Source organism: Nonomuraea cavernae (assembly GCF_014646355.1).
Taxonomy (GTDB): Bacteria; Actinomycetota; Actinomycetes; order Streptosporangiales; family Streptosporangiaceae; genus Nonomuraea; species Nonomuraea cavernae.
In genome coordinates this window covers 31462-49878 of record NZ_BMNH01000023.1, presented here as the reverse complement: position 1 = coordinate 49878, position 18417 = coordinate 31462, and the positions used below count along the sequence as shown (strand labels likewise).

At 69.6% G+C, this 18417-nt stretch carries 18 protein-coding genes and 1 tRNA gene; 9 read left to right on the top strand and 10 right to left on the bottom strand.

Annotated elements, in window-relative coordinates; genetic code table 11:
• Nucleotides 1–185: 185 nt before the first annotated feature.
• Together IEY82_RS28685 and IEY82_RS28680 are read left to right on the top strand one after the other, a co-directional pair.
• Complete coding sequence (locus IEY82_RS28685; protein WP_189127363.1) at nt 186–1532, top strand: hemolysin family protein; 1347 nt, start codon at nt 186–188, stop codon at nt 1530–1532.
• A complete protein-coding gene (locus IEY82_RS28680) occupies nt 1529–2545 on the top strand; it encodes a hemolysin family protein (protein WP_189127362.1) in 1017 nt (338 codons plus the stop codon). Before IEY82_RS28685 ends, IEY82_RS28680 begins: the two co-directional genes overlap by 4 nt.
• 172 nt (nt 2546–2717) lie before the next feature.
• On the opposite strand, the gene IEY82_RS28675 is transcribed toward IEY82_RS28680, so the two are convergent.
• From IEY82_RS28675 to IEY82_RS28645, 7 genes are all read right to left on the bottom strand, one after another.
• Nucleotides 2718–3347, bottom strand: a complete 630-nt coding sequence (locus tag IEY82_RS28675; RefSeq protein WP_189127361.1) for a hypothetical protein — start codon at nt 3345–3347, stop codon at nt 2718–2720.
• Nucleotides 3348–3350: 3 nt separating this feature from the next.
• Complete coding sequence (locus IEY82_RS28670; protein WP_225264012.1) at nt 3351–3938, bottom strand: RNA polymerase sigma factor; 588 nt, start codon at nt 3936–3938, stop codon at nt 3351–3353.
• Nucleotides 3939–3996: 58 nt separating this feature from the next.
• Nucleotides 3997–5193, bottom strand: coding sequence for an ABC transporter permease (locus IEY82_RS28665; RefSeq protein ID WP_189127359.1), 1197 nt, complete (start codon nt 5191–5193; stop codon nt 3997–3999).
• A complete protein-coding gene (locus IEY82_RS28660) occupies nt 5193–5921 on the bottom strand; it encodes an ABC transporter ATP-binding protein (protein ID WP_189127358.1) in 729 nt (242 codons plus the stop codon). The genes IEY82_RS28665 and IEY82_RS28660 overlap by 1 nt, the downstream gene beginning before the upstream one ends.
• A complete protein-coding gene (locus IEY82_RS28655) occupies nt 5918–6982 on the bottom strand; it encodes a peptidoglycan-binding protein (RefSeq protein ID WP_225264010.1) in 1065 nt (354 codons plus the stop codon). The genes IEY82_RS28660 and IEY82_RS28655 overlap by 4 nt, the downstream gene beginning before the upstream one ends.
• Nucleotides 6979–7434 carry a hypothetical protein gene (locus tag IEY82_RS28650; protein ID WP_189127356.1) on the bottom strand — a complete coding sequence of 152 codons (456 nt, stop codon included), beginning with the start codon at nt 7432–7434 and terminating at the stop codon, nt 6979–6981. Before IEY82_RS28650 ends, IEY82_RS28655 begins: the two co-directional genes overlap by 4 nt.
• Before the next feature lie 350 nt (nt 7435–7784).
• Nucleotides 7785–7867: transfer RNA gene (locus tag IEY82_RS28645), tRNA-Leu, on the bottom strand.
• 199 nt (nt 7868–8066) lie between these two features.
• On the opposite strand from IEY82_RS28645, the gene IEY82_RS28640 reads away from it, so the two are divergent.
• The 7 genes from IEY82_RS28640 to pknB all read left to right on the top strand — a co-directional run bounded on the left by IEY82_RS28640 (nt 8067) and on the right by pknB (nt 16759).
• Nucleotides 8067–8807 (top strand): FHA domain-containing protein, encoded by a 741-nt coding sequence (locus IEY82_RS28640; protein WP_189127355.1) that lies wholly within the window; start codon nt 8067–8069, stop codon nt 8805–8807.
• A gap of 17 nt (nt 8808–8824) precedes the next feature.
• The gene (locus tag IEY82_RS28635; protein WP_189127354.1) at nt 8825–9295 is read left to right on the top strand and encodes an FHA domain-containing protein FhaB/FipA; all 471 of its coding nucleotides are present in this window, start codon (nt 8825–8827) and stop codon (nt 9293–9295) included.
• Nucleotides 9292–10569, top strand: coding sequence for a Stp1/IreP family PP2C-type Ser/Thr phosphatase (locus tag IEY82_RS28630; protein ID WP_189127353.1), 1278 nt, complete (start codon nt 9292–9294; stop codon nt 10567–10569). Before IEY82_RS28635 ends, IEY82_RS28630 begins: the two co-directional genes overlap by 4 nt.
• Entirely contained in the window at nt 10570–11964 is a 1395-nt protein-coding gene (locus tag IEY82_RS28625; RefSeq protein WP_225264008.1) for an FtsW/RodA/SpoVE family cell cycle protein, read from the top strand.
• Nucleotides 11961–13421, top strand: a complete 1461-nt coding sequence (locus IEY82_RS28620) for a peptidoglycan D,D-transpeptidase FtsI family protein (protein WP_189127352.1) — start codon at nt 11961–11963, stop codon at nt 13419–13421. The genes IEY82_RS28625 and IEY82_RS28620 overlap by 4 nt, the downstream gene beginning before the upstream one ends.
• Nucleotides 13422–13442: 21 nt before the next feature.
• Entirely contained in the window at nt 13443–14828 is a 1386-nt protein-coding gene (locus IEY82_RS28615) for a serine/threonine-protein kinase (RefSeq protein ID WP_189127351.1), read from the top strand.
• An 83-nt stretch (nt 14829–14911) separates the two neighbouring features.
• The gene (gene pknB / locus IEY82_RS28610) at nt 14912–16759 is read left to right on the top strand and encodes a Stk1 family PASTA domain-containing Ser/Thr kinase (protein WP_189127350.1); all 1848 of its coding nucleotides are present in this window, start codon (nt 14912–14914) and stop codon (nt 16757–16759) included.
• A gap of 231 nt (nt 16760–16990) precedes the next feature.
• Here pknB and IEY82_RS28605 read toward each other — a convergent pair whose 3' ends face one another.
• From IEY82_RS28605 to IEY82_RS28595, 3 genes are read right to left on the bottom strand one after another with little or no spacing between them, the layout of a single operon-like run.
• Complete coding sequence (locus IEY82_RS28605) at nt 16991–17596, bottom strand: anthranilate synthase component II (protein WP_189127349.1); 606 nt, start codon at nt 17594–17596, stop codon at nt 16991–16993.
• Nucleotides 17593–17751: a hypothetical protein gene (locus IEY82_RS28600; RefSeq protein ID WP_189127348.1), complete on the bottom strand. Its 159-nt coding sequence runs from the start codon at nt 17749–17751 to the stop codon at nt 17593–17595. Before IEY82_RS28600 ends, IEY82_RS28605 begins: the two co-directional genes overlap by 4 nt.
• 1 nt (nt 17752) lies before the next feature.
• Nucleotides 17753–18373 (bottom strand): class E sortase, encoded by a 621-nt coding sequence (locus IEY82_RS28595; protein ID WP_189127347.1) that lies wholly within the window; start codon nt 18371–18373, stop codon nt 17753–17755.
• Nucleotides 18374–18417 lie beyond the last annotated feature (44 nt).

The following is an 18417-nucleotide window of genomic DNA, read 5'->3' as shown; positions in this document are numbered from 1 at the left end:
CCCGTCATCAAGGTTTTCCCACGGAAAAGTACGCACAGCTTGCACTTGGCCACTCCGGAAACATAGACGCGTTCCCAGTCGTTACGTTTGTGGACGACTTCTAGCGAAAGGATGATCGTGTCCGCCTCGGACCCATGGAGTAGTCGCCCGTGCACGAGCACGGGTTCCCCTGAGAGCTCACTGCGGTGAGCGCTTATCTGGGCTTGCTTGCCCTCTTTCTTCTCACCGCCGCGACCGGCTACTTCGTCGCCCAGGAGTTCGCCTACGTGGCCGCCGACCGGGCCGTCCTGCGTGAGCAGGCCGCCGCCGGCGACAAGGCCGCGGCCAAGGCCCTTCAGGTCACCTCCCGCCTCTCGTTCATGCTCTCCGGCGCGCAGCTGGGCATCACGGTCACCGCGCTGATCGTCGGTTTCCTGGCCGAGCCCGCCATCGCCACCCTGGTACGGCCCTGGCTGGTCGACGCCGGGCTGTCCGAGGGCGTCATCGCCGGACTGTCGGTGACCATCGGCGTCTTCGTCGCGACCGTGGTGCAGATGGTCCTGGGCGAGCTGGCGCCCAAGAACCTCGGCATCGCCCGGCCGGAGCCCGTCGCCAAGTTCCTGGCCTCCTCGACCCTGGTGTACCTCGCCGTCGTCGGCCCCGTGATCCGCCTGTTCGACTCGGCGGCCACCGGCCTGCTCAGGCGCGTCGGCATCGACCCCGTCGAGGAGGTGGAGCACGGCGCGACCCCCGAGGAGCTCTCGCGGATCATCGCCGAGTCCACCCAGGCGGGCGAGCTGCCACCGCGGCTGTCGGAGCTGCTGGAGCGGGCGCTGGAGTTCGGCGACCGCATAGCCGAGGAGATCATGGTGCCCCGCCCCCGCGTCGTGGCGCTGCGCGAGTCCCAGTCGATCTCCGAGCTCATCGACGCCATGCGCGAGTGCGGCCACTCCCGCTACCCCGTGCTCCGCGACGACGGCGACGTCGTGGGCGTGACCGGCGTCCGCGAGTTGCTGGCGTCCGGCCTGGAGGAGGGCCGGATCAGTGACGTCACCCGGTCCTCCCCCATGGTGCCCGACTCGCTGCCGCTGCCCGCGGTGCTCGAGCAGATGCGCGCGGCCAAGGACGACATCGTCTGCGTCATCGACGAGTACGGCGGCCTGGCCGGCGTCATCACCATCGAGGACCTGGCCGAGGAGTTGGTCGGCGAGCTCGTCGACGAGAACGACCCCGAGCCGGCCGGCGCGGTCGAGCGGCCCGACGGCGTCTGGGACGTGCCCGGCCGCCTCCGGCTGGACGAGGTCGAGCGGGCCACCGGCATCGCGCTGCCCGAGAGCGACGACTACGACACGCTCGCCGGGCTGGTGCTGGCCGAGCTCGGCCGGCTGCCCGACGCGGGTGACACGGTGATCGTGCGCACCACGCCCGAGACCGACCCGTTCGTCGAGAACGACGACGAGCACCTGGCCGAGCTGACCGTGCTCTCCCTCAACCGGCGGGTGCCCGACTGGGTGCGGCTGGCCCCGGTGCGACACGCGGAGGTCACCCGATGACGCTGATTCTGCTCAGCATCGCGCTGCTGCTCTTCAACGCGGTGTTCGTGGCCGCCGAGTTCGCCTTCGTCTCCTCCCGGCGCCACCGCCTGGAGGAGATGGCGAGCGGCGGCAACCGCCTGGTCAGGTTCGCCGCGAAGTCCGCGGTCGGCGGCGGCCGGCGGCTGTCGCTCATGCTGGCCGGCGCGCAGCTCGGCATCACGCTCTGCACGCTGGGCCTCGGCTTCGTCACCGAGCCCGCGATCGAGCACTTCCTGGAGCCGGTCTTCGGCGCGATCGGCGTGCCGGAGCCGCTGCAGGTGCCGATCTCGCTGACCATCGCGCTGGCGCTGGTGACGTTCCTGCACATGGTGATCGGCGAGATGGCGCCCAAGTCGTGGGCCCTGACCCATCCCGAGCAGGCGGCCATGCTCCTGACGCTGCCCTTCCGCGCCTTCGTGTGGGTCATGAGCCCGCTGCTGTCCACGCTGAACGGCCTGACCAACCTGATACTGCGGGTCTTCGGCGTCCAGCCGCGTGACGAGCTGGCCACCACCAGGACCCCGCGGCAGCTGGCCATGCTGGTCGGCGAGTCGGGCCGGATGGGCCTGCTCGACCGGGAGGAGCACGACCTGCTGACCCGGGCGCTGCGGCTGCAGGCCCAGGGCATCGAGCGGCTGATGGTGCCGATCGACCGGGCCGTCATGGTCCCCGCGTCGGCCGACGCGACCCGCATCAGGGAGGCCGCCCGGGACAGCGGCCACCTGCGGCTGCTCGTCGGGTCCCCCGGCGACGTCCAGGGGGTCCTGCACGTCCGCGACGCGCTGCTCCAGCCCGACCGTACGGCCGGCGAGCTCGTCCGGCCCGTGCCCGGTCTGGAAGGCGCCACGCAGGTGCCAGAGGCCGTCACAGCGCTCCAGGAGGCGCGGGCGCATCTGGCTCTGGTCACCGGGCAGGCCGGCGCGGTCGTGGGCATGGTGACGCTCACCGATCTGGTCGGCGAGCTGCTCGACACGCGCGCGATGGCGGCCTGACCAAGTCGACGCGCGATAGCGGGCTGGACCCGAGGAATATCAAGAACACACCACCCGGCCGATGGCGATCCGAAAGGACCGCCACCGGCCGGGCCCACATTCCGCACCCGGGCCTGAGCAGGCGGTAGAAGTGGGCTGGACGAGGTCGGCGAGGCACCGGCGGTGATATCGGTCAGGACGGCCCGACGGAGCCCTCCTCGTTGTCCACCAGCTCGCATGCCGCCACGGGGCCGTTGGAGATACGGGCCCAGATGCTGGCGATGCGATCGTCGTCGGAGACGTTGAGCTCGATCACCGCTGTCTGCCCGCGCCCGACCACGCGGGGGTCAATGATGAAGCCGTTCTCCACCTGGGTCTGCGGTGCGGGCGGAACGGCCAAGGGAGCCTCCTGCGCGGACAGCAGGCTCGTACTGCGCGGTTGCGGGCTGCACCGCTTGCCTGACGGGACGAAGTCCACGACCGCGTTCACGCCCATGCGGCTCAGGTCCTCTCGCAGGCCCTCGGGGTCTCTGGCTTCGGTGAACGTGACGTGGATCGTGCCGTCGCCCAGCTTGGTGATGGCGTAGGCGGGCGTGCCACCGATGATCTGGGTGGCGGCGACCACCAGCGCGGCGGCCGCCGTCATCACCGGGATCAGGATCGCCGGGCGGGGCAGCCGAAGCCTGGGCCTGGCTGGGCGGACGGTGTGATGGATCTCCGCCATGACGAACTCCTTGAGCTTCTGGCGCCGCCGTTCCGACAGCACGGGATCCACTTCGGGTAGCACGTTCTCGTCCCACTCGGCGCGCTCGTTCGCGTCCATATGTCAGACCTCCCTCATGACCCGGGTCACGGTCACCTGCTGTGCCGGCCGCGACGGCTCTCGCTCCGCCGTGGCCTTGTCCAACTTCCGCCGGGCGCGGGACAGCCGGGATTTGACCGTGCCCACCGAGACGCCCAGCGCCTCGGCGGCTTCGGCGTGACTCAGCTCCGAGCCGACGACCAGCGAGATCACCTCCTGCTCCGCACGCCGCAGCTGGGCGTAGGCCCGCCGTAGCGCGGCCACCCGCTCGGCGTCGTCCAGCCGTCCCGCCACCTCTTCGGCGAAGTCGGCGACTTGGTCGTTTCTCGGCATCCGGGCCAGGGCGTTGTCGTACCGCCGGGACGCGCGCCTGGTGTTGCGCGCCACGTTGGTGGCGATGCCCAGGAGCCAGGGCCGCAGGCTGCCGCCGTCCGCGTCGATGCGCCCACGCAGCCGCCATGTCTCCAAGAAGGTCAGGGACATCACGTCCTCGGCGGTCGACCAGTCGCCCGTCAGCCGGAAGGCGTGGTTGTACACCGTCCGGGCGAACTCGTCATAGAGCTGTCCGAACGCGTCAGCGTCCCCGTCCCGGATCCGGGCTCGTGTCACCATGTCCATACTCAAGACCTGTTCGCAGCCTGCTCGGGGTTCCGAGATTCTCCGGACGAGTTCAGATCATCGCCAGAGCGACGCTGGGGGGAACACGGGAGGCCCGTACCGCCGGGTAAATGCCGGCGATCAGGCTGACGGCGAGCGTGGCGGCCAGGGTGCCGCCGATCACCCAGGGCGGCACCACCGCGGGCCACCCCTGCATCAGCGCGTACGCCATGGTGACGAGCACCCCGATGACCAGTCCGCCGCCTCCGCCGATCACCGACAAGATGAGGGATTCGGTGAGGAACTGCATGCGGATCTGGCCCCGCGTGGCGCCGAGCGAGCGGCGCAGGCCGATCTCCCGCCGCCGTTCGAGCACCGAGATCACCATGGTGTTGGCCACCCCCACACCGCCGACCAGGAGCGCGACCGCACCCAGGCCGAGGAGCAGGCCGGTGAACGTGCCCGCGGCGGCCGCCCGGGCCGCGAGCGCGTCCGACGGCCGGGAGACCGCGACGTGTTCGGGGTTCTCCGGGTTCACGGTGCGTGCCAGCAGGGCCCGTACGGCCTCCACCGACTCCTCCGCCGACCGTTCGTAGATGGTCGTCGGGTGCCCGTCGAACTGGAAGTACTTCTGGGCGGCGGCGAACCCGATCAGCGCGGAGCGTTCGATCTCGGGAGCCAGCGGCATCGGGCCGAGGATGCCGATCACCGTGAACCACCGGTCGCCGATCCAGACCCGCATCCCCGTACCGGTGACGCCGAGCCGTTCCGCGGCCACCGAGCCGAGCACAACCGCGGGATAGCGTGCGGTGGCCTCGTTGAGCCAGGAGCCGACCCGCACCTGACCGTCGAGGGTGGACAACAGGTCGAAGGTGGCGGCCTGCACCGTGATACCGCCGGTCAGTTCCTTGGGGATCCGGTCGGTGCGCCGGATCGCCACCGCGATGGTCCCGGTGGCCCCGGCATGGCGCACCGCTTCCACCTCACGCACCATCGCGACCGCGCGGGCGGGCAGTCGCGCCTCCTCGCCCGAGAAGGTGCTGCCCGCCTCCACGCGTAGCAGGCCGGTGCCGAGCCGATCGAGTTGCCGCATGAGCTGTTCCTGTCCGGAGGCCGAGATGCCGATGACTGCGATCATGGTGGCGATGCCGATGGCGATGCCCAGTGCCGACAGGAACACGCGGCCTGGCCGGGTCCGCAGCCCCGCGCCGCCAACCCTGAGGACATCGCGCAAGCGCAGCCGCGACGGCGCGGGAACAGTCGTGCTCATCACGCCTCCCCCGGGCCGCTCTTGATCAGCGCCGCCACCTGCCGATGTCCGGCGCCCGGCCCGTCATCGGAAACGATGCGCCCGTCACGCACGCGCACCCGGCGCGGAGCCCAGGCGGCGATCTCCGGGTCGTGGGTGATGACGACCACCGTCGTGCCGTCGGCGTGCAGATCGCGCAGCAGGCTGAGCACCTCGGTCCCGGCGGACGAGTCGAGGTTGCCGGTCGGCTCGTCGGCCAGCAGGAGCGGCGGGTCGCCGACCACAGCGCGGGCGATGGCGACGCGCTGCTGCTCTCCGCCGGACATCTGCTGGGGATGGTGGCCGAGCCGGTGGCCCAGACCCACGCGCCGCAGCGCCTCTTCGGCCCGGGTCCGGCGCTCACGCAGCGGGCGTCCGGAGTACAACAGCCCGTCCGCCACGTTGTCCAGCGCCGACGTGCCGACGGCCAGGTGGAACTGCTGGAAGACGAACCCGATGCGGGAGGAGCGCAGCCCGGACAGTTGCCGGTCCGACAGCTCGGCGACAGAGAAGCCGTCGATTCTCACGGTGCCCGAAGTCGGCCGGTCCAGGGTACCGATCAGTTGCAGCAGCGTGGACTTGCCTGAGCCGGACGGGCCGACGATGGCCACCAGCTCGCCTTCCTCGACGATGAGGTCCGCGCCGCGCAGGGCGTCCACGGAGCCGTTGTAGCGCTTGGTGATGCCATGTGCCTCGATGACCCTTCTCACGACGCGGGCACCCTGACCTTCGTCCCGGCCCGCAGCCCTGGTGCCGAGACCTCCACACGGCCGCCGCCATAGGCTCCGGTCCGCACGCCCACGGTCCGCCGGGCCTCGCCCGGCTCCACCACCTCGATGCCGAACCCTCCGTCACGTAGCGCCAGCAGAGCCTCGATCGGCACGCTGAGGACGTCCTCGCGGCGCTCACTCTCCAGCGTCACCGTGACCGGCGCCTGGTCCTTGTCGAATGCCCTGCCCTTCTTCCCGCCGCTCAAGGCGATCTCCACGTCCACAGTGCTCTCCTCGCCCTGCTGAGAGGCGGACGCCTTCCGTACGACGGGGCCGACGCGGATCACCTTTCCCTTGACGGTCTTGCCGCCCGGCAACTCGGCCGAGACCTGGGCACCCTGGCGGACGAGGTCCTGTCTGTCGACATCGAGGTCGAGACGCACGACCTGCCGCGTACTGGACGCGGTGAGCACCTCCGCGTTCGGCCCCATGAGGTCGCCGACGGCGGCCGTCACCCTCGTGACCCGCACCGTGCCGGGCAGGAACACCACCTGGGAGGCGTCCACCACGCCGGTCCTCTTCCACCCCCGGTCCTTCTGCCAGGCCCGTACGGCCTGTGCCGTCGCATAGGAGAAATGCCGGTCGACCGTCATGTCGTCGCCGTATCCGAGCGCCTTGAGGCCTCTTTCCAGTTGCAACACGTCCGGCCCATCGGTGACCCCCTGCCGGAGCGCGCGGTAAAGCGGCACCTCGCCGCGCATGAGCACGGTCCAGCGCCGGTCGGCGGCGAACAGGGCTCCGCCTTGCCTGATCGTGGCCTCCGGCCGGGGCACCCAGGTGATCATGCCGGCGGCGCCGGTCCTGATCCGGCGTTCTCCGGTGAAGGTCAAGGTGCCCTCCACCGACACGGTGTCGACGAGATCACCTCGTATGACCTCGGCGGTGGCCACGGGCACGGCCTGGGCCACGGGCGTCTCCCGCCCACCGGTGAAGGCCATCGCCGCCCCCGCTGCCGCGGCGAGAACCGCCACGACGGCGGTCGCCACGACGGAGCGCTTCACTGGCCACCGGCCTCGGCGGAGCATTCCTTCATCGCCGCGTCGAACGTCGCCTGATCGCCGCCGTTGAAATCGGGGCCGGGCATCTTGCCGTCGGGGCCCGGATCGGGGAAGTCGATGCCGTGTCCTCGCATGCACTTCGCGAGCCGGGTCATGCGGTCGAGATAGGCCGGGTCCTTTCCGTCGATCGTGTTGGCCACGCCCTGCATCTCCTTCTCGCACGCCTTGCCCGCCTCCTCGGGAATCTGCGTTCCGCCCGCGGGAAGCTGCTTGGGGTCGTCGGGGAAGCTCTTGACGCCGTGCTCGCGCAGACACTTGGCGTACTTGAGGTAGGAGTCGTTCGCGGCCGAGGTCGTGGGGATCCCCACGGCGTCGCCGCCGGCGGGCTGGGCGCTGCCGCAGGCCGTGGTCAACGCCAGCAGGGGAACCGTCAGCAGGAGTGCGACTCGTCGCATAGGGTGCGCTCATTTCCGGCCAGGGAGCGGCTTTCGCTCCTTCGCCCCATGTCCTGTCCGCTGCCTCCGCCGGGTTCCCGCCTTTCTCGGCGCCGGACCCCTCGACACGCGCGATGGCGGCCTGAGCAAGTCGGTGCGCAATAGCGGTCTCAACCCCAGGAATGTGGTCAAAAACACACCGCCCGGCCGATAGCCATCCGAAAGTGGACTGCAACCGGCCGGGCCTACATTCCCGCACGAGGGCGTCAGCCGTACACAGGTTCTTGGAAAAGAAGAAGCCCCGGCTCTTGCGAACCGGGGCTGTCTTTCGTCAGTGTGGGTCTGCCGAATTCTTCGGCTGAACCGCGAGGTGGGCGAGGAGGGATTTGAACCCTCACGTCCTTTCGGACACACGGACCTGAACCGTGCGCGTCTGCCGTTCCGCCACCCGCCCTGAGTGGGTGCTGAGAAACAGTAGCACGGAACAGCCGCTGGTACTGAACCCGGATACGATCGCATAAGACACGGGAGCGGAGGAGCTGGGCGCGACAGCCGACGAGCGCCGGGATCACCGCGACGGTGGGACGAGCGGGCACCAGGCGTGAGAGCGTCTGTAGGCCGCGATCATATGCACGGAGGAAGGGAGGTACCCGGTGGGAGTCCTTCAGCGCTTCGAGCGAAGGCTCGAAGGCTTGGTTGAGGGGGCCTTTGCGCGGGCGTTCAAATCTGACCTTCAGCCGGTCGAGGTCGCCAGCGCGGTTCAGCGGGAGATGGATGAGCGTGCGGCGATCGTCGCACAGGGTCGCACGCTCGTGCCCAACGACTTCGTGGTGGAGCTGTCCACGACCGACAGCGAACGGCTTGAGGTCTACGCCGACAGCATCAGCCACGAGCTGGCCAACCTTGCCAGGGAGTACGCCAAGGAGCAGGGCTACTCCTTCGTGGGACCGGTCCGGGTCCGTTTCGAGACCGCCACCGACCTGGCTGTGGGACTGTTCCGCATCAGGTCAGGCGTCATCCGCGGCGCGACGGTGGAGCAGGACGAGATTCGCCAGCCGGCGAGCGATCTGCCCCCGTCGAGGCCCAACGCGTTCGGCGGGCGGCCCCGGCTGCTCGTCTCCACCCAGGACGATCCTCAGGGCGACCGCTCCTACGAGCTCACCACTCCGGTGACCTTGCTCGGACGGGGCACCGACTGCGATCTTCGTCTGGTAGACCCTGGGGTCTCACGTCATCACGCGGAGCTGCGCGTCGAGGGGCAGCAGGTCCATCTGGTCGATCTCGGATCGACCAACGGCACATTCGTCAACGGCCAGCCGGTACGCAGGATCGAGCTCCAGAACGGCACGCGAGTGACTTTGGGGCGTACGACACTGGTGTTCCGGCGCGATTGAGGGTAGACAGACGGTCCATGTCCGAGCTCACGCTGCTGCTGATCCGGCTCGCCTTCCTGGCGGTGCTGTGGTTCTTCGTCATTGCCGCAGTCGGCGTGATCCGGACTGACTTGTTCGGATCACGCACGGCCCCCGCCGGTCCACGTAAGAGTGCGAAACCATCCAAACCAGTGGCAAAGCCGAAGAACAAGAAAGGCGAGCCACGCCAGCTTGTCGTGACAGGTGGCCCGCTCCAAGGCACCACCATTAACCTCACGGAGACGCCCATCACCATTGGCCGGGCGAACGACGCCACGCTCGTGGTCAGCGATGACTACGCTTCCAGCCGACATGCCCGGCTCTTTCCCCAGGACGGTCAGTGGATCGTGGAAGATCTCGGTTCGACCAACGGCACGTATCTCGACCGCTCGAAAGTCACCCGCCCGACCCCGGTGCCGCTCGGTGTTCCGATCCGTGTCGGCAAGACAGTCATTGAATTGCGCAAATGACCATCGCACTCCGCTACGCCGCCCGCTCGGACGTCGGCCTCCTCCGCGAAGGAAACGAGGACTCGGCGTACGCTAGCGGCCGCCTGCTCGCCGTCGCCGACGGCATGGGCGGGCACGCACACGGCGAGGTGGCGAGTTCTGTCGCCATCTCCGCAATGGCCTCCCTGGAGGAGGCCCAGCAGGGCGGTGACCTGCTCAACGCCATCGAGGCAGCCGTACGCGACGCCAATCGCAAGCTGCACGAGATGGTGGGTCGGGACCCGAGCCTCAAGGGCATGGGCACCACGCTCACCGCCATGCTCTGGAACGGCACCCAGGTGGCCCTGGTGCACGTCGGCGACTCGCGCGCCTACCTGCTCAGGCGCGGGGAGCTCTACCAGATCACCCATGACCACACGCTGGTGCAGCAGCTGGTCGACGACGGGCGCATCACGCCCGAGGAGGCCGCGACGCATCCGCAGCGCTCGATCCTGCTGCGGGCGCTCGACGGCAGCGGCGAGGTCGATCCCGACCTCACGCTGCGCGAGGCGCAGGTGGGCGACCGCTACCTCCTCTGCTCCGACGGGCTGTCGGGTGTGGTGAGCGCGGAGACGCTGCACGCCACGCTGACCAACATCGACGACCCCGAAGAGGTGGTACGCCAGCTCATCGACCTGGCCAACCGGGGTGGCGGGCCCGACAACATCACCTGCGTGCTGGCAGACGTCCTGGAGATCAGCGACGGGCAGCAACCACCCAGCGACGCGGCCGTCGTCGGCGCGGCGGGCATGAACCGCCTGCGGTCGAGCCCCCAGGACACCTCCCCGGGGCGCGTCGGCACGGTGACCGCGCCCCAGCCGGTGATCACTGACGACGACTACGAGCCGGGCGCCCAGGCGTCCCGGCGGCCGGTCAAGCGTCGTCGGGTGTGGCCCGTGCTGGTCTCCGTGCTGGGCTTCGGGGCCGCCGTGGTGGGCGTCGGGGGCTACTTCGGCTGGCAGTGGACCCAGGAGCAGTTCTTCGTCGGAGCCAGAGGCGACGAGGTCGTCGTGTTCCAGGGGATCCAGCAGGAGGTGGGCCCGTTCCAGTTCTTCTCGGTCGCGCAGCACACCGGCAAGCCCTTGTCCAAGCTCTCTCCCCCCGACCAGGCGCTGATCAAGGACGGCATCGAGGTCACGAGCGTCGCTGAAGGCATGACGAGGATCAACGGTTTGAAGTTCACTACAGAGCAGAAGGCGACGACGCCACCCGCGAGCACGTCGCCGTCCCCCACCGCGACGAAGACGCAGCGGTAGATGAGCGAAGTAGCCGCCTCCCCCATCCCCATGCCCGCCAAGCGGCGTGGGGCCCAGTTGGCGATGCTCGCGTTCGCGGTGGCCATCGTCATGGGCGCCTATGCCAACGTGGGGCTGGCCATCGACGGCCAGATCCCTTCGGGCATGCTGACCTACGGCTTGAGCCTGGGCGGCCTGATGCTGGCCGCCTACCTGGTGCTCGCCAAGTTCGCCCCCTGGGCCGATCCGCTGATCCTGCCGCTGGTGACGCTCATCAACGGGCTGGGCCTGGTGATGATCTTCCGGCTCTCCGAGTCGGATTCGACCCTGCCTTCGGCCAAGCTCGCCTCACCCAGCTCCCAGCTGCTGTGGACGTTCATCGGCGTCCTGCTGTTCAGCCTCACCCTGATCTTCCTGCGCGATCACCGCGCGTTGCAGCGGCTCACCTACACCGCCGGCGCGCTGGGCCTGTTCCTGCTGGTCTCGCCGCTGATCCCGTTCCTCGGGCAGGAGATCAACGGCGCCCGCATCTGGATCGGCATTCCCGGCCTCGGCCAGCTGCAGCCCGCTGAGTTCGCCAAGCTCGCGCTGGTCGTCTTCTTCGCCGGCTATCTGGTGGCCAAGCGCGACGTGCTCGCCCTCGCCGGGCGCCGGCTGCTGTTCATCGACCTGCCGCGGGCCCGCGACCTCGGCCCCGTGCTCATCACCTGGGGCGTCAGCCTGGGCGTCCTGGTCATGCAGAAGGACCTGGGGTCCTCGCTGCTGCTGTTCGGCACGTTCGTCGCGATGCTCTACATCGCCACCCAGCGCAGCTCCTGGGTCATCATCGGCATCCTGCTCTTCGCGGGCGGCGCCATTCTGGCGGGCATGGTCTTCAACCACGTCCAGCAGCGCTTCGAGGTCTTCCTCAACCCCGGCGATCCAGTGCTCTTCGACGCGGTCGGCGGCAGCGGGCAGCTCATGCAGGGCCTGTTCGCCATGGGCTCCGGCGGGATCCTCGGGACCGGGCTCGGCCAGGGCCACCCCGAGATCATCCCGCTGGCCTTCTCCGACTTCATCTTCGCCGCCACCGGCGAGGAGCTCGGCCTCACCGGGCTGATGGCACTGCTCATGCTCTACGCGCTGCTCGTCGAACGCGGCCTGCGCACCTCGATCGCGGCTCGCGACCCGTTCTCCAAGCTGCTGGCGGCCGGCCTGTCGTTCCTGCTGGCCTGGCAGATCTTCATCATCGTCGGCGGCGTCACCAACCTCATCCCCCTGACCGGCCTGGTCACCCCGTTCATGTCGCAGGGTGGCTCGGCACTGCTGTCCAACTGGATCCTCATCGCGCTCCTGGTACGCATGTCGGACGCGGCGCGGCGGCCCCCGCCCCAGGCGATCCAGAACGAAGGAATGACGCAGGTGTTCCAGCGATGAACAGCCCGATCAAGCGCGCGGCCGTGGCCTGCCTGGTGATGTTCGCGCTGTTGATGATCAACGTGAACTACCTCCAGGCGGTTCGCGCCGAAGGCCTGTCCGAGGACGCCCGCAACACCCGCAACTACTTCGAGCGCTACGCGGTGCAGCGGGGGCGCATCACGGCGGGCGGCAAGGTGATCCTCGCCCAGTCCAAGGAAGCCTCGGGCGACTTCAAGTTCCTCAGGGAATATCCCGACGGCAAGCTCTACGCCCACATCACCGGCTTCTTCTCGCCCGAGAGCGCCTCGGGCATCGAGGCGGCCCGCAACAGCCTGCTCGACGGGTCCAGCCCCGACCTGCTGCTGCGGCGCAGCATCGACCTGTTCACCGGCGAGCCCACCAGGGGCGCCAACGTCGACCTCACGATCAACCCCAAGGCGCAGAAGACCGCCTACGACGCGCTGCGGCAGAGCGGCAAGCGGGGCGCCGTGGTCGCGCTCAACCCCAAGACGGGCGCGATCCTGGCGATGGTCTCGCTGCCCACCTACGACCCCGCCGAGCTGTCGGGCACCGACAAGGGCAAGGTGTTCGGCCGCTACGACGAGCTGGCCAAGGAGAAGTCCCAGCCGCTGCTCAACCGCAACATCGACCGCACCTACCCGCCCGGCTCCACCTTCAAGGTGGTCACCGCCGCGGCGTTCCTGGAGGACGACTCCAGCCGCGGCCCCGACACGGTGGTCGACGCCCCGCAGTCGCTGGCGCTGCCCGGCACCTCCGTCAGACTGCCCAACTACGGCGGAGCGGCCTGCGGCGGCGGGCAGGTGTCGTTGACCTTCGCGCTCGAGAAGTCCTGCAACACGCCGTTCGGCAGCATGGGCATGGACCTCGGCTACGACAAGATGCGGGAGCAGACCGAGAAGTTCGGCATGGGCCAGCAGCTCGGCATCCCGATGTCGGTGGCCAAGAGCGACTTCGGCAAGAAGGAGGACCAGGCAGCGGTGGCCATGGCCTCCATCGGCCAGCGCAGCAACCAGATGACGCCGCTGCAGATGGCCATGATCGCCGCGGGCATCGCCAACGACGGCACCGTGATGAAGCCGTACCTCGTGCACAAGATCACAGACGCGAAGGGCGACTCGGTCGAGGAGGCCGAGCCCGAGGAGCTGACCGAGGCGGTCAGCTCCGAGACCGCCGGCAAGCTGCGCGAGATGATGGTGAGCGTGGTCGCCAACGGCACCGCCAACCAGGCGCAGGTCTCCGGCGTGCAGGTGGCCGGCAAGACCGGCACCGCGGAGACCGCCGACGGTCAGCCGCCGCACGCGTGGTTCATCTCGTTCGCGCCGGCCGACGACCCGCAGATCGCGCTCGCCGTGCTGGTCGAGTCGGGAGCCGCCAACGTCGGCGCCGAGGCGACGGGCGGCGGCACCGCCGCGCCGATCGCCAGAGCCGTGCTGGAGGCGGTGCTGAACAAGTGATCGACGGTAACGTACTGAATCATGCGGCTCGGTAACCGCTACCATCTGCTCTCCCGCATCGCCATGGGCGGTATGGGAGAGGTCTGGCGTGCCCGCGACGAGCTCCTCGGGCGCGAAGTGGCCGTCAAGGTGCTGCGCAGCCACATCCACGCCGACCCGACGTTCCGCGAGAGATTCCGCAACGAGGCCCGCATCACCGCGGCGCTCGCCGACCCCGGCATCGCCCAGATCTTCGACTACGGCGAGCAGGACGACGTCGCCTACCTCGTGATGGAGCTGGTGCACGGCGAGCCGCTGTCGGCCATCCTGGCGCGCAACGGCTCGCTGGGGCCCGAGGTGGCGCTCGACGTCCTGCACCAGACGGCCAAGGCGCTGCACGTCGCCCACGCCGCCGGGGTCATCCACCGCGACATCAAGCCGGGCAACCTGCTCGTCACGCCCGAGGGCGACATCAAGGTGACCGACTTCGGCATCGCCCGCGCCCTGGAGGCGGCGCCGGTGACCCAGTCGGGCACGGTCCTCGGCACCGCCCAGTACGTCAGCCCCGAGCAGGCGCAGGGCCTGCCGCTCACGCCCGCCACCGACCTCTACTCCCTGGGCATCGTGGCCTACGAGTGCCTGGCGGGGCGCACGCCCTTCCGCGCCGAGAGCCAGGTCGCGATCGCGCTCCAGCATTTGAACGAACAGCCGCCGCCGCTGGGCGTCGACGTGCCGGGCCAGGTGCGCGAGCTGGTCATGGCGTTGCTGGCGAAGGAGGCGGCGCAGCGTCCGCAACCGGCGCTGGAGGTGGCCGACCGGGCCTACGCTCTGCGCGCGTCGCTGGCCGACGCCGAGCAGGGCGCAGGGCAGGGTGTCGAGCTCAGCATGCTGACCGACCCCGGCGGTTTCCGGGTGCGCGAGCCGCACGACGGCGAGCCGACCGGCGGCCTGCCCCCTCCGACTCCCACGCTGCGCGGGCCGGAGCAGCCCACTGGGCCGGGACGGCCGGGACGCCCGAGGCGGCACAGGCGCATCCGGGCCGTGGCGGCGGTCGCGACGGCGGGGTGCATGGCCGCGGTGGGGTTCAGCGCCATGACGCTGACGCAGCGCGACACGCCGGTCAGACCACCCGACGTCGCCGAGCCCACATCGACGGTGGTGACGACGCCCAGCCAACGGCCGTCAAAAACGAAGACACGGACTCGTCGACCCCCGGTGGTTACGGTGAAGTCAACGCGGCCGGTGCCCTCGCCGTCGGCTACGGTAAGCAAGTCGGCTACGCCCACCAAGCCGCCGACGCCGAAACCTACTCCGACACCGACCCCGACTCCCACGCCCACCCCAAAACCCACCACTACACCGACAACTCCGACACCTAGCGCCTCCCCCGACCCGGGTGACACAAACCCGCCAAAGGAGGAGACGTGACGCGCCACGGGGTCGATGATGGACACCGGCGGCCCCCCGAGCAGGCCGGTACCCCAGATGAACGGTAAGGGACAGTGCAGGAAATGACTCAGCCTCGGCTACTCGGTGGTCGCTATGAGCTCGACGGTGTCGTCGGGCGCGGCGGCATGGCCGAGGTGTATCGCGCCCGAGACATCCGGCTGGACCGCATAGTCGCGATCAAGACCCTCCGCTCCGACCTCGCGCGCGACCACACATTCCAGGCCCGTTTCCGCCGTGAGGCGCAGTCCGCCGCGTCGCTGAACCATCCGGCCGTGGTCGCGGTCTACGACACGGGCGAGGACGTCTCCGAGGGGGCCCCCGTGCCCTACATCGTGATGGAGTACGTCGACGGCCGGACGCTTCGCGACCTGCTGCGCGCGGACCGCCGGTTGCTGCCGGAGCGCGCGGTCGAGCTGGTCGACGGCATCCTGCGCGCACTCGACTACAGCCACCGCGGCGGCATCGTGCACCGCGACATCAAGCCGGCCAACGTGATGATCACCCGGGCCGGCGACGTCAAGGTGATGGACTTCGGCATCGCCCGCGCGATGGCCGACTCGGCCGCGACGATGACGCAGACCGCGCAGGTGATAGGGACCGCCCAGTATCTCTCTCCCGAGCAGGCGCGCGGTGAGCGGGTCGACGCCCGCAGCGACATCTACTCGACCGGCTGCGTGCTGTACGAGCTGCTGACCGGCCAGCCGCCGTTCACCGGTGACTCGCCCGTCGCGATCGCCTACCAGCACGTACGCGAGGAGCCGATCCCGCCGTCGCAGATCGACCGTGAGATCCCCGCGTGGGCCGACGCGATCGTGCTCAAGGCGATGGCCAAGGACCCGGCCCACCGCTACCAGAGCGCCGGCGAGATGCGGGCCGACATCCAGCGCGCCATGTCCGGCATGCCGGTCGACGCGCAGACGATGGCGATGACCGGCAACTACGGCCAGGGCACGCGCATGATGACCGCGACCCAGTCGGCGGCCGACCCGGCCACGCAGCGCGGCGGGATCCCGCCCTACGAATACTCCGACGGCGAGGGGGGCGGCCGCGGCGGCCGGCGCCGGGCCACCAACAGCGGCGACAACCGGGCGCTCAAGACCGCGGCGTGGATCATCGTCCCGCTGCTGGTGATCGGCGCGTTCATCGGCATCGGCTACGCGTTCCTCAGCTCCACCACCGAGACTCCGGCCACCCAGCCGGTCACCGTTCCGGAGCTGGCGACGCTGACCCAGAAATCCGCGCAGTCGCAGCTGACGGCGCTCGGGCTGAAGTTCGAGGTGGTCAAGGAGTTCAGCTCCGAGGACGACAAGGACACGGTGATCAAGACCGATCCGCCCGGGGGCACCGAGGTGGCCAAGGACTCGACGGTCAAGCTGTTCGTGTCCAAGGGGCCCGAGCAGGTCAAGGTCCCCGACGGGCTGATCGGGGCGACGACCGAGGACGCCAACCGGATCCTCGAGGAGCTGGGACTGAGCTCCACGGTCAAGGCCAAGGTCTCCAGCAAGCCGCAGGGCAAGGTCATCGAGACCGATCCCAAGGCCGGTGAGCAGATCGAGAAGGGCGGCACCGTCACCCTGTTCGTGCCCAAGGAGATGACGGCCCTCCCCAGCGTGATCGGGCTGACCGAGCAGGACGCGAGCAAGATGCTCAGGGCCGCCGGCTTCAAGGTCCGGGTGGTGACGCAGGCGAGCGACCAGCCCGAGGGCACGGTCATTCAGCAGAACCCCCAGGAGGGCGTCAAGCTCAACCCCGGCACTGCCATCACGATCGTGGTCTCCACGGGCCCCGACACCACGCCCACGGAGCAGCCGACGGCCGACCCCGAGCCGTCGACCCCGACCGACGAGCCCACCGAGGAGGACCCGCCGATCGAGGACAACAACCCGATCGGCGACGACTTCAGCGGCTGACGAGCACAGGCCGGCGACGCGGCCGGTTGAGACAGACCGGTTGCCGACCGAGACAGACCGGCTGAGACAGACCGGTTGCCGACCGAGACAGACCGGCTGAGACAGACCGGTTGCCGGCCGAGACAGATCGGTTGAGAGGGCCGCCTTCCCGTTCGGGAGGGCGGCCTCGCCGTTTCCCCAGTCTCGGGACAGCAGAACGCCCCCGCCGCTCGGGGGCAACGGCGGGGACGTTCAGTGGTGAGTCGTCCGGCGAAAGCGGGGTGTTACAGGAATCGCGCGCAGCCAGTTGGCGAGGAGCCGGTGGCCATGCTCCGACAGCACGGACTCGGGGTGGAACTGGATGCCCTCGACGGGCGCCTCACGGTGACGCAGGCCCATGATCACGCCGTCGGTGGTGCGGGCGGTCACGTCGAGCTCGGCGGGCACGGTGTCGGATCGTACGGCGAGCGAGTGGTAGCGGGTCATGCGCACCGGGGAGGGCAGCGTGGCGAACACCCCCAGGCCGTCGTGGGACACGGCACTGGTGCGGCCGTGAACGAGCTCGGGGGCGCGCGAGACGACGGCTCCGTAGGCGACGGCGATGGCCTGGTGGCCCAGGCAGACGCCGAGCAGGGGCAGCCCCTGGCGGGCCGCGTGGCGCACGAGGGGGACGCTGACGCCCGCCGCCTCGGGAGCGCCCGGGCCGGGGCTGATGAGGACGCCGTCGAAGCCGTCGGCGTCGCCGACCTGCACGTCGTCGCGGGCGCGCACGTCACACGTGGCGCCCAGCTCGCGCAGATACTGCACGATGGTGTGGACGAAACTGTCGTGGTTGTCCACGACCAGCACTCCGGTCATCCGAACAGGGTCACCTCGTCGAGTGTCACGGCGGGCTCCAGCAGCGGGAACACCGCGAACCAGAGTACGGCCACCGCGATGGCGACCAGCACGGTGGCCACCAGCAGTTTGACACCCGTGTTGCCCGGCAGCCTGCGCCAGAGCCAGCCGTACATGTCAGTCCTTCCGGAGTTCGAGCCGCTTGAGCACGCCGTGGACGATGAGCCGCTGGGCGGCGGAGTATTCGGGGTGGCAGGTGGTCAGCGTGATGACGGCGCGGGATGGGCGTGCGTCGGGTTTGCCGGGTACCGGCGCGATGACCTCGACCTCGTCGGGCCGTACGATCTCCTGCTTGGTCACCCGGTAGGTGTAGCGCGCGTCGCGGGCGTCGGCGATGATCTCGTCGCCGCGTCTCAGCTCGCCGATCCGCTTGAACGGCGCGGCATACGTGGTGCGGTGACCCGATATGACGAAATTTCCGATCTGTCCGGGCTGGGCGCTGCCGGGATAGTGGCCGGGCCCCTTCTTCAGATCCTCGGTGCTCACGCCCTCGATGACGGCGTAGCGGTAGTCGCGGCCGAGGCGCGGGATGCGCAGCATGGCCACGGCGGTGCCGAGCTGGATCCTCCCCAGGCGCGGCGTCTCGGCGGGGCGTTCCTCGGTCAGCTGGCGCTGCAGCAGCAGCTGCTGGTCCTCGGTGTAGCCGCCGGTGCCCCAGAGCAGGTAGGCGCAGAACAGCAGGATTATCAGGCCCGCGGTGATGCTCGACTCCCCCACGGCCCGCAGCATGGCCCTCATTCGATCAAGCGTATGCGCGGTCGATCCATCGGCCCGGGATCGCC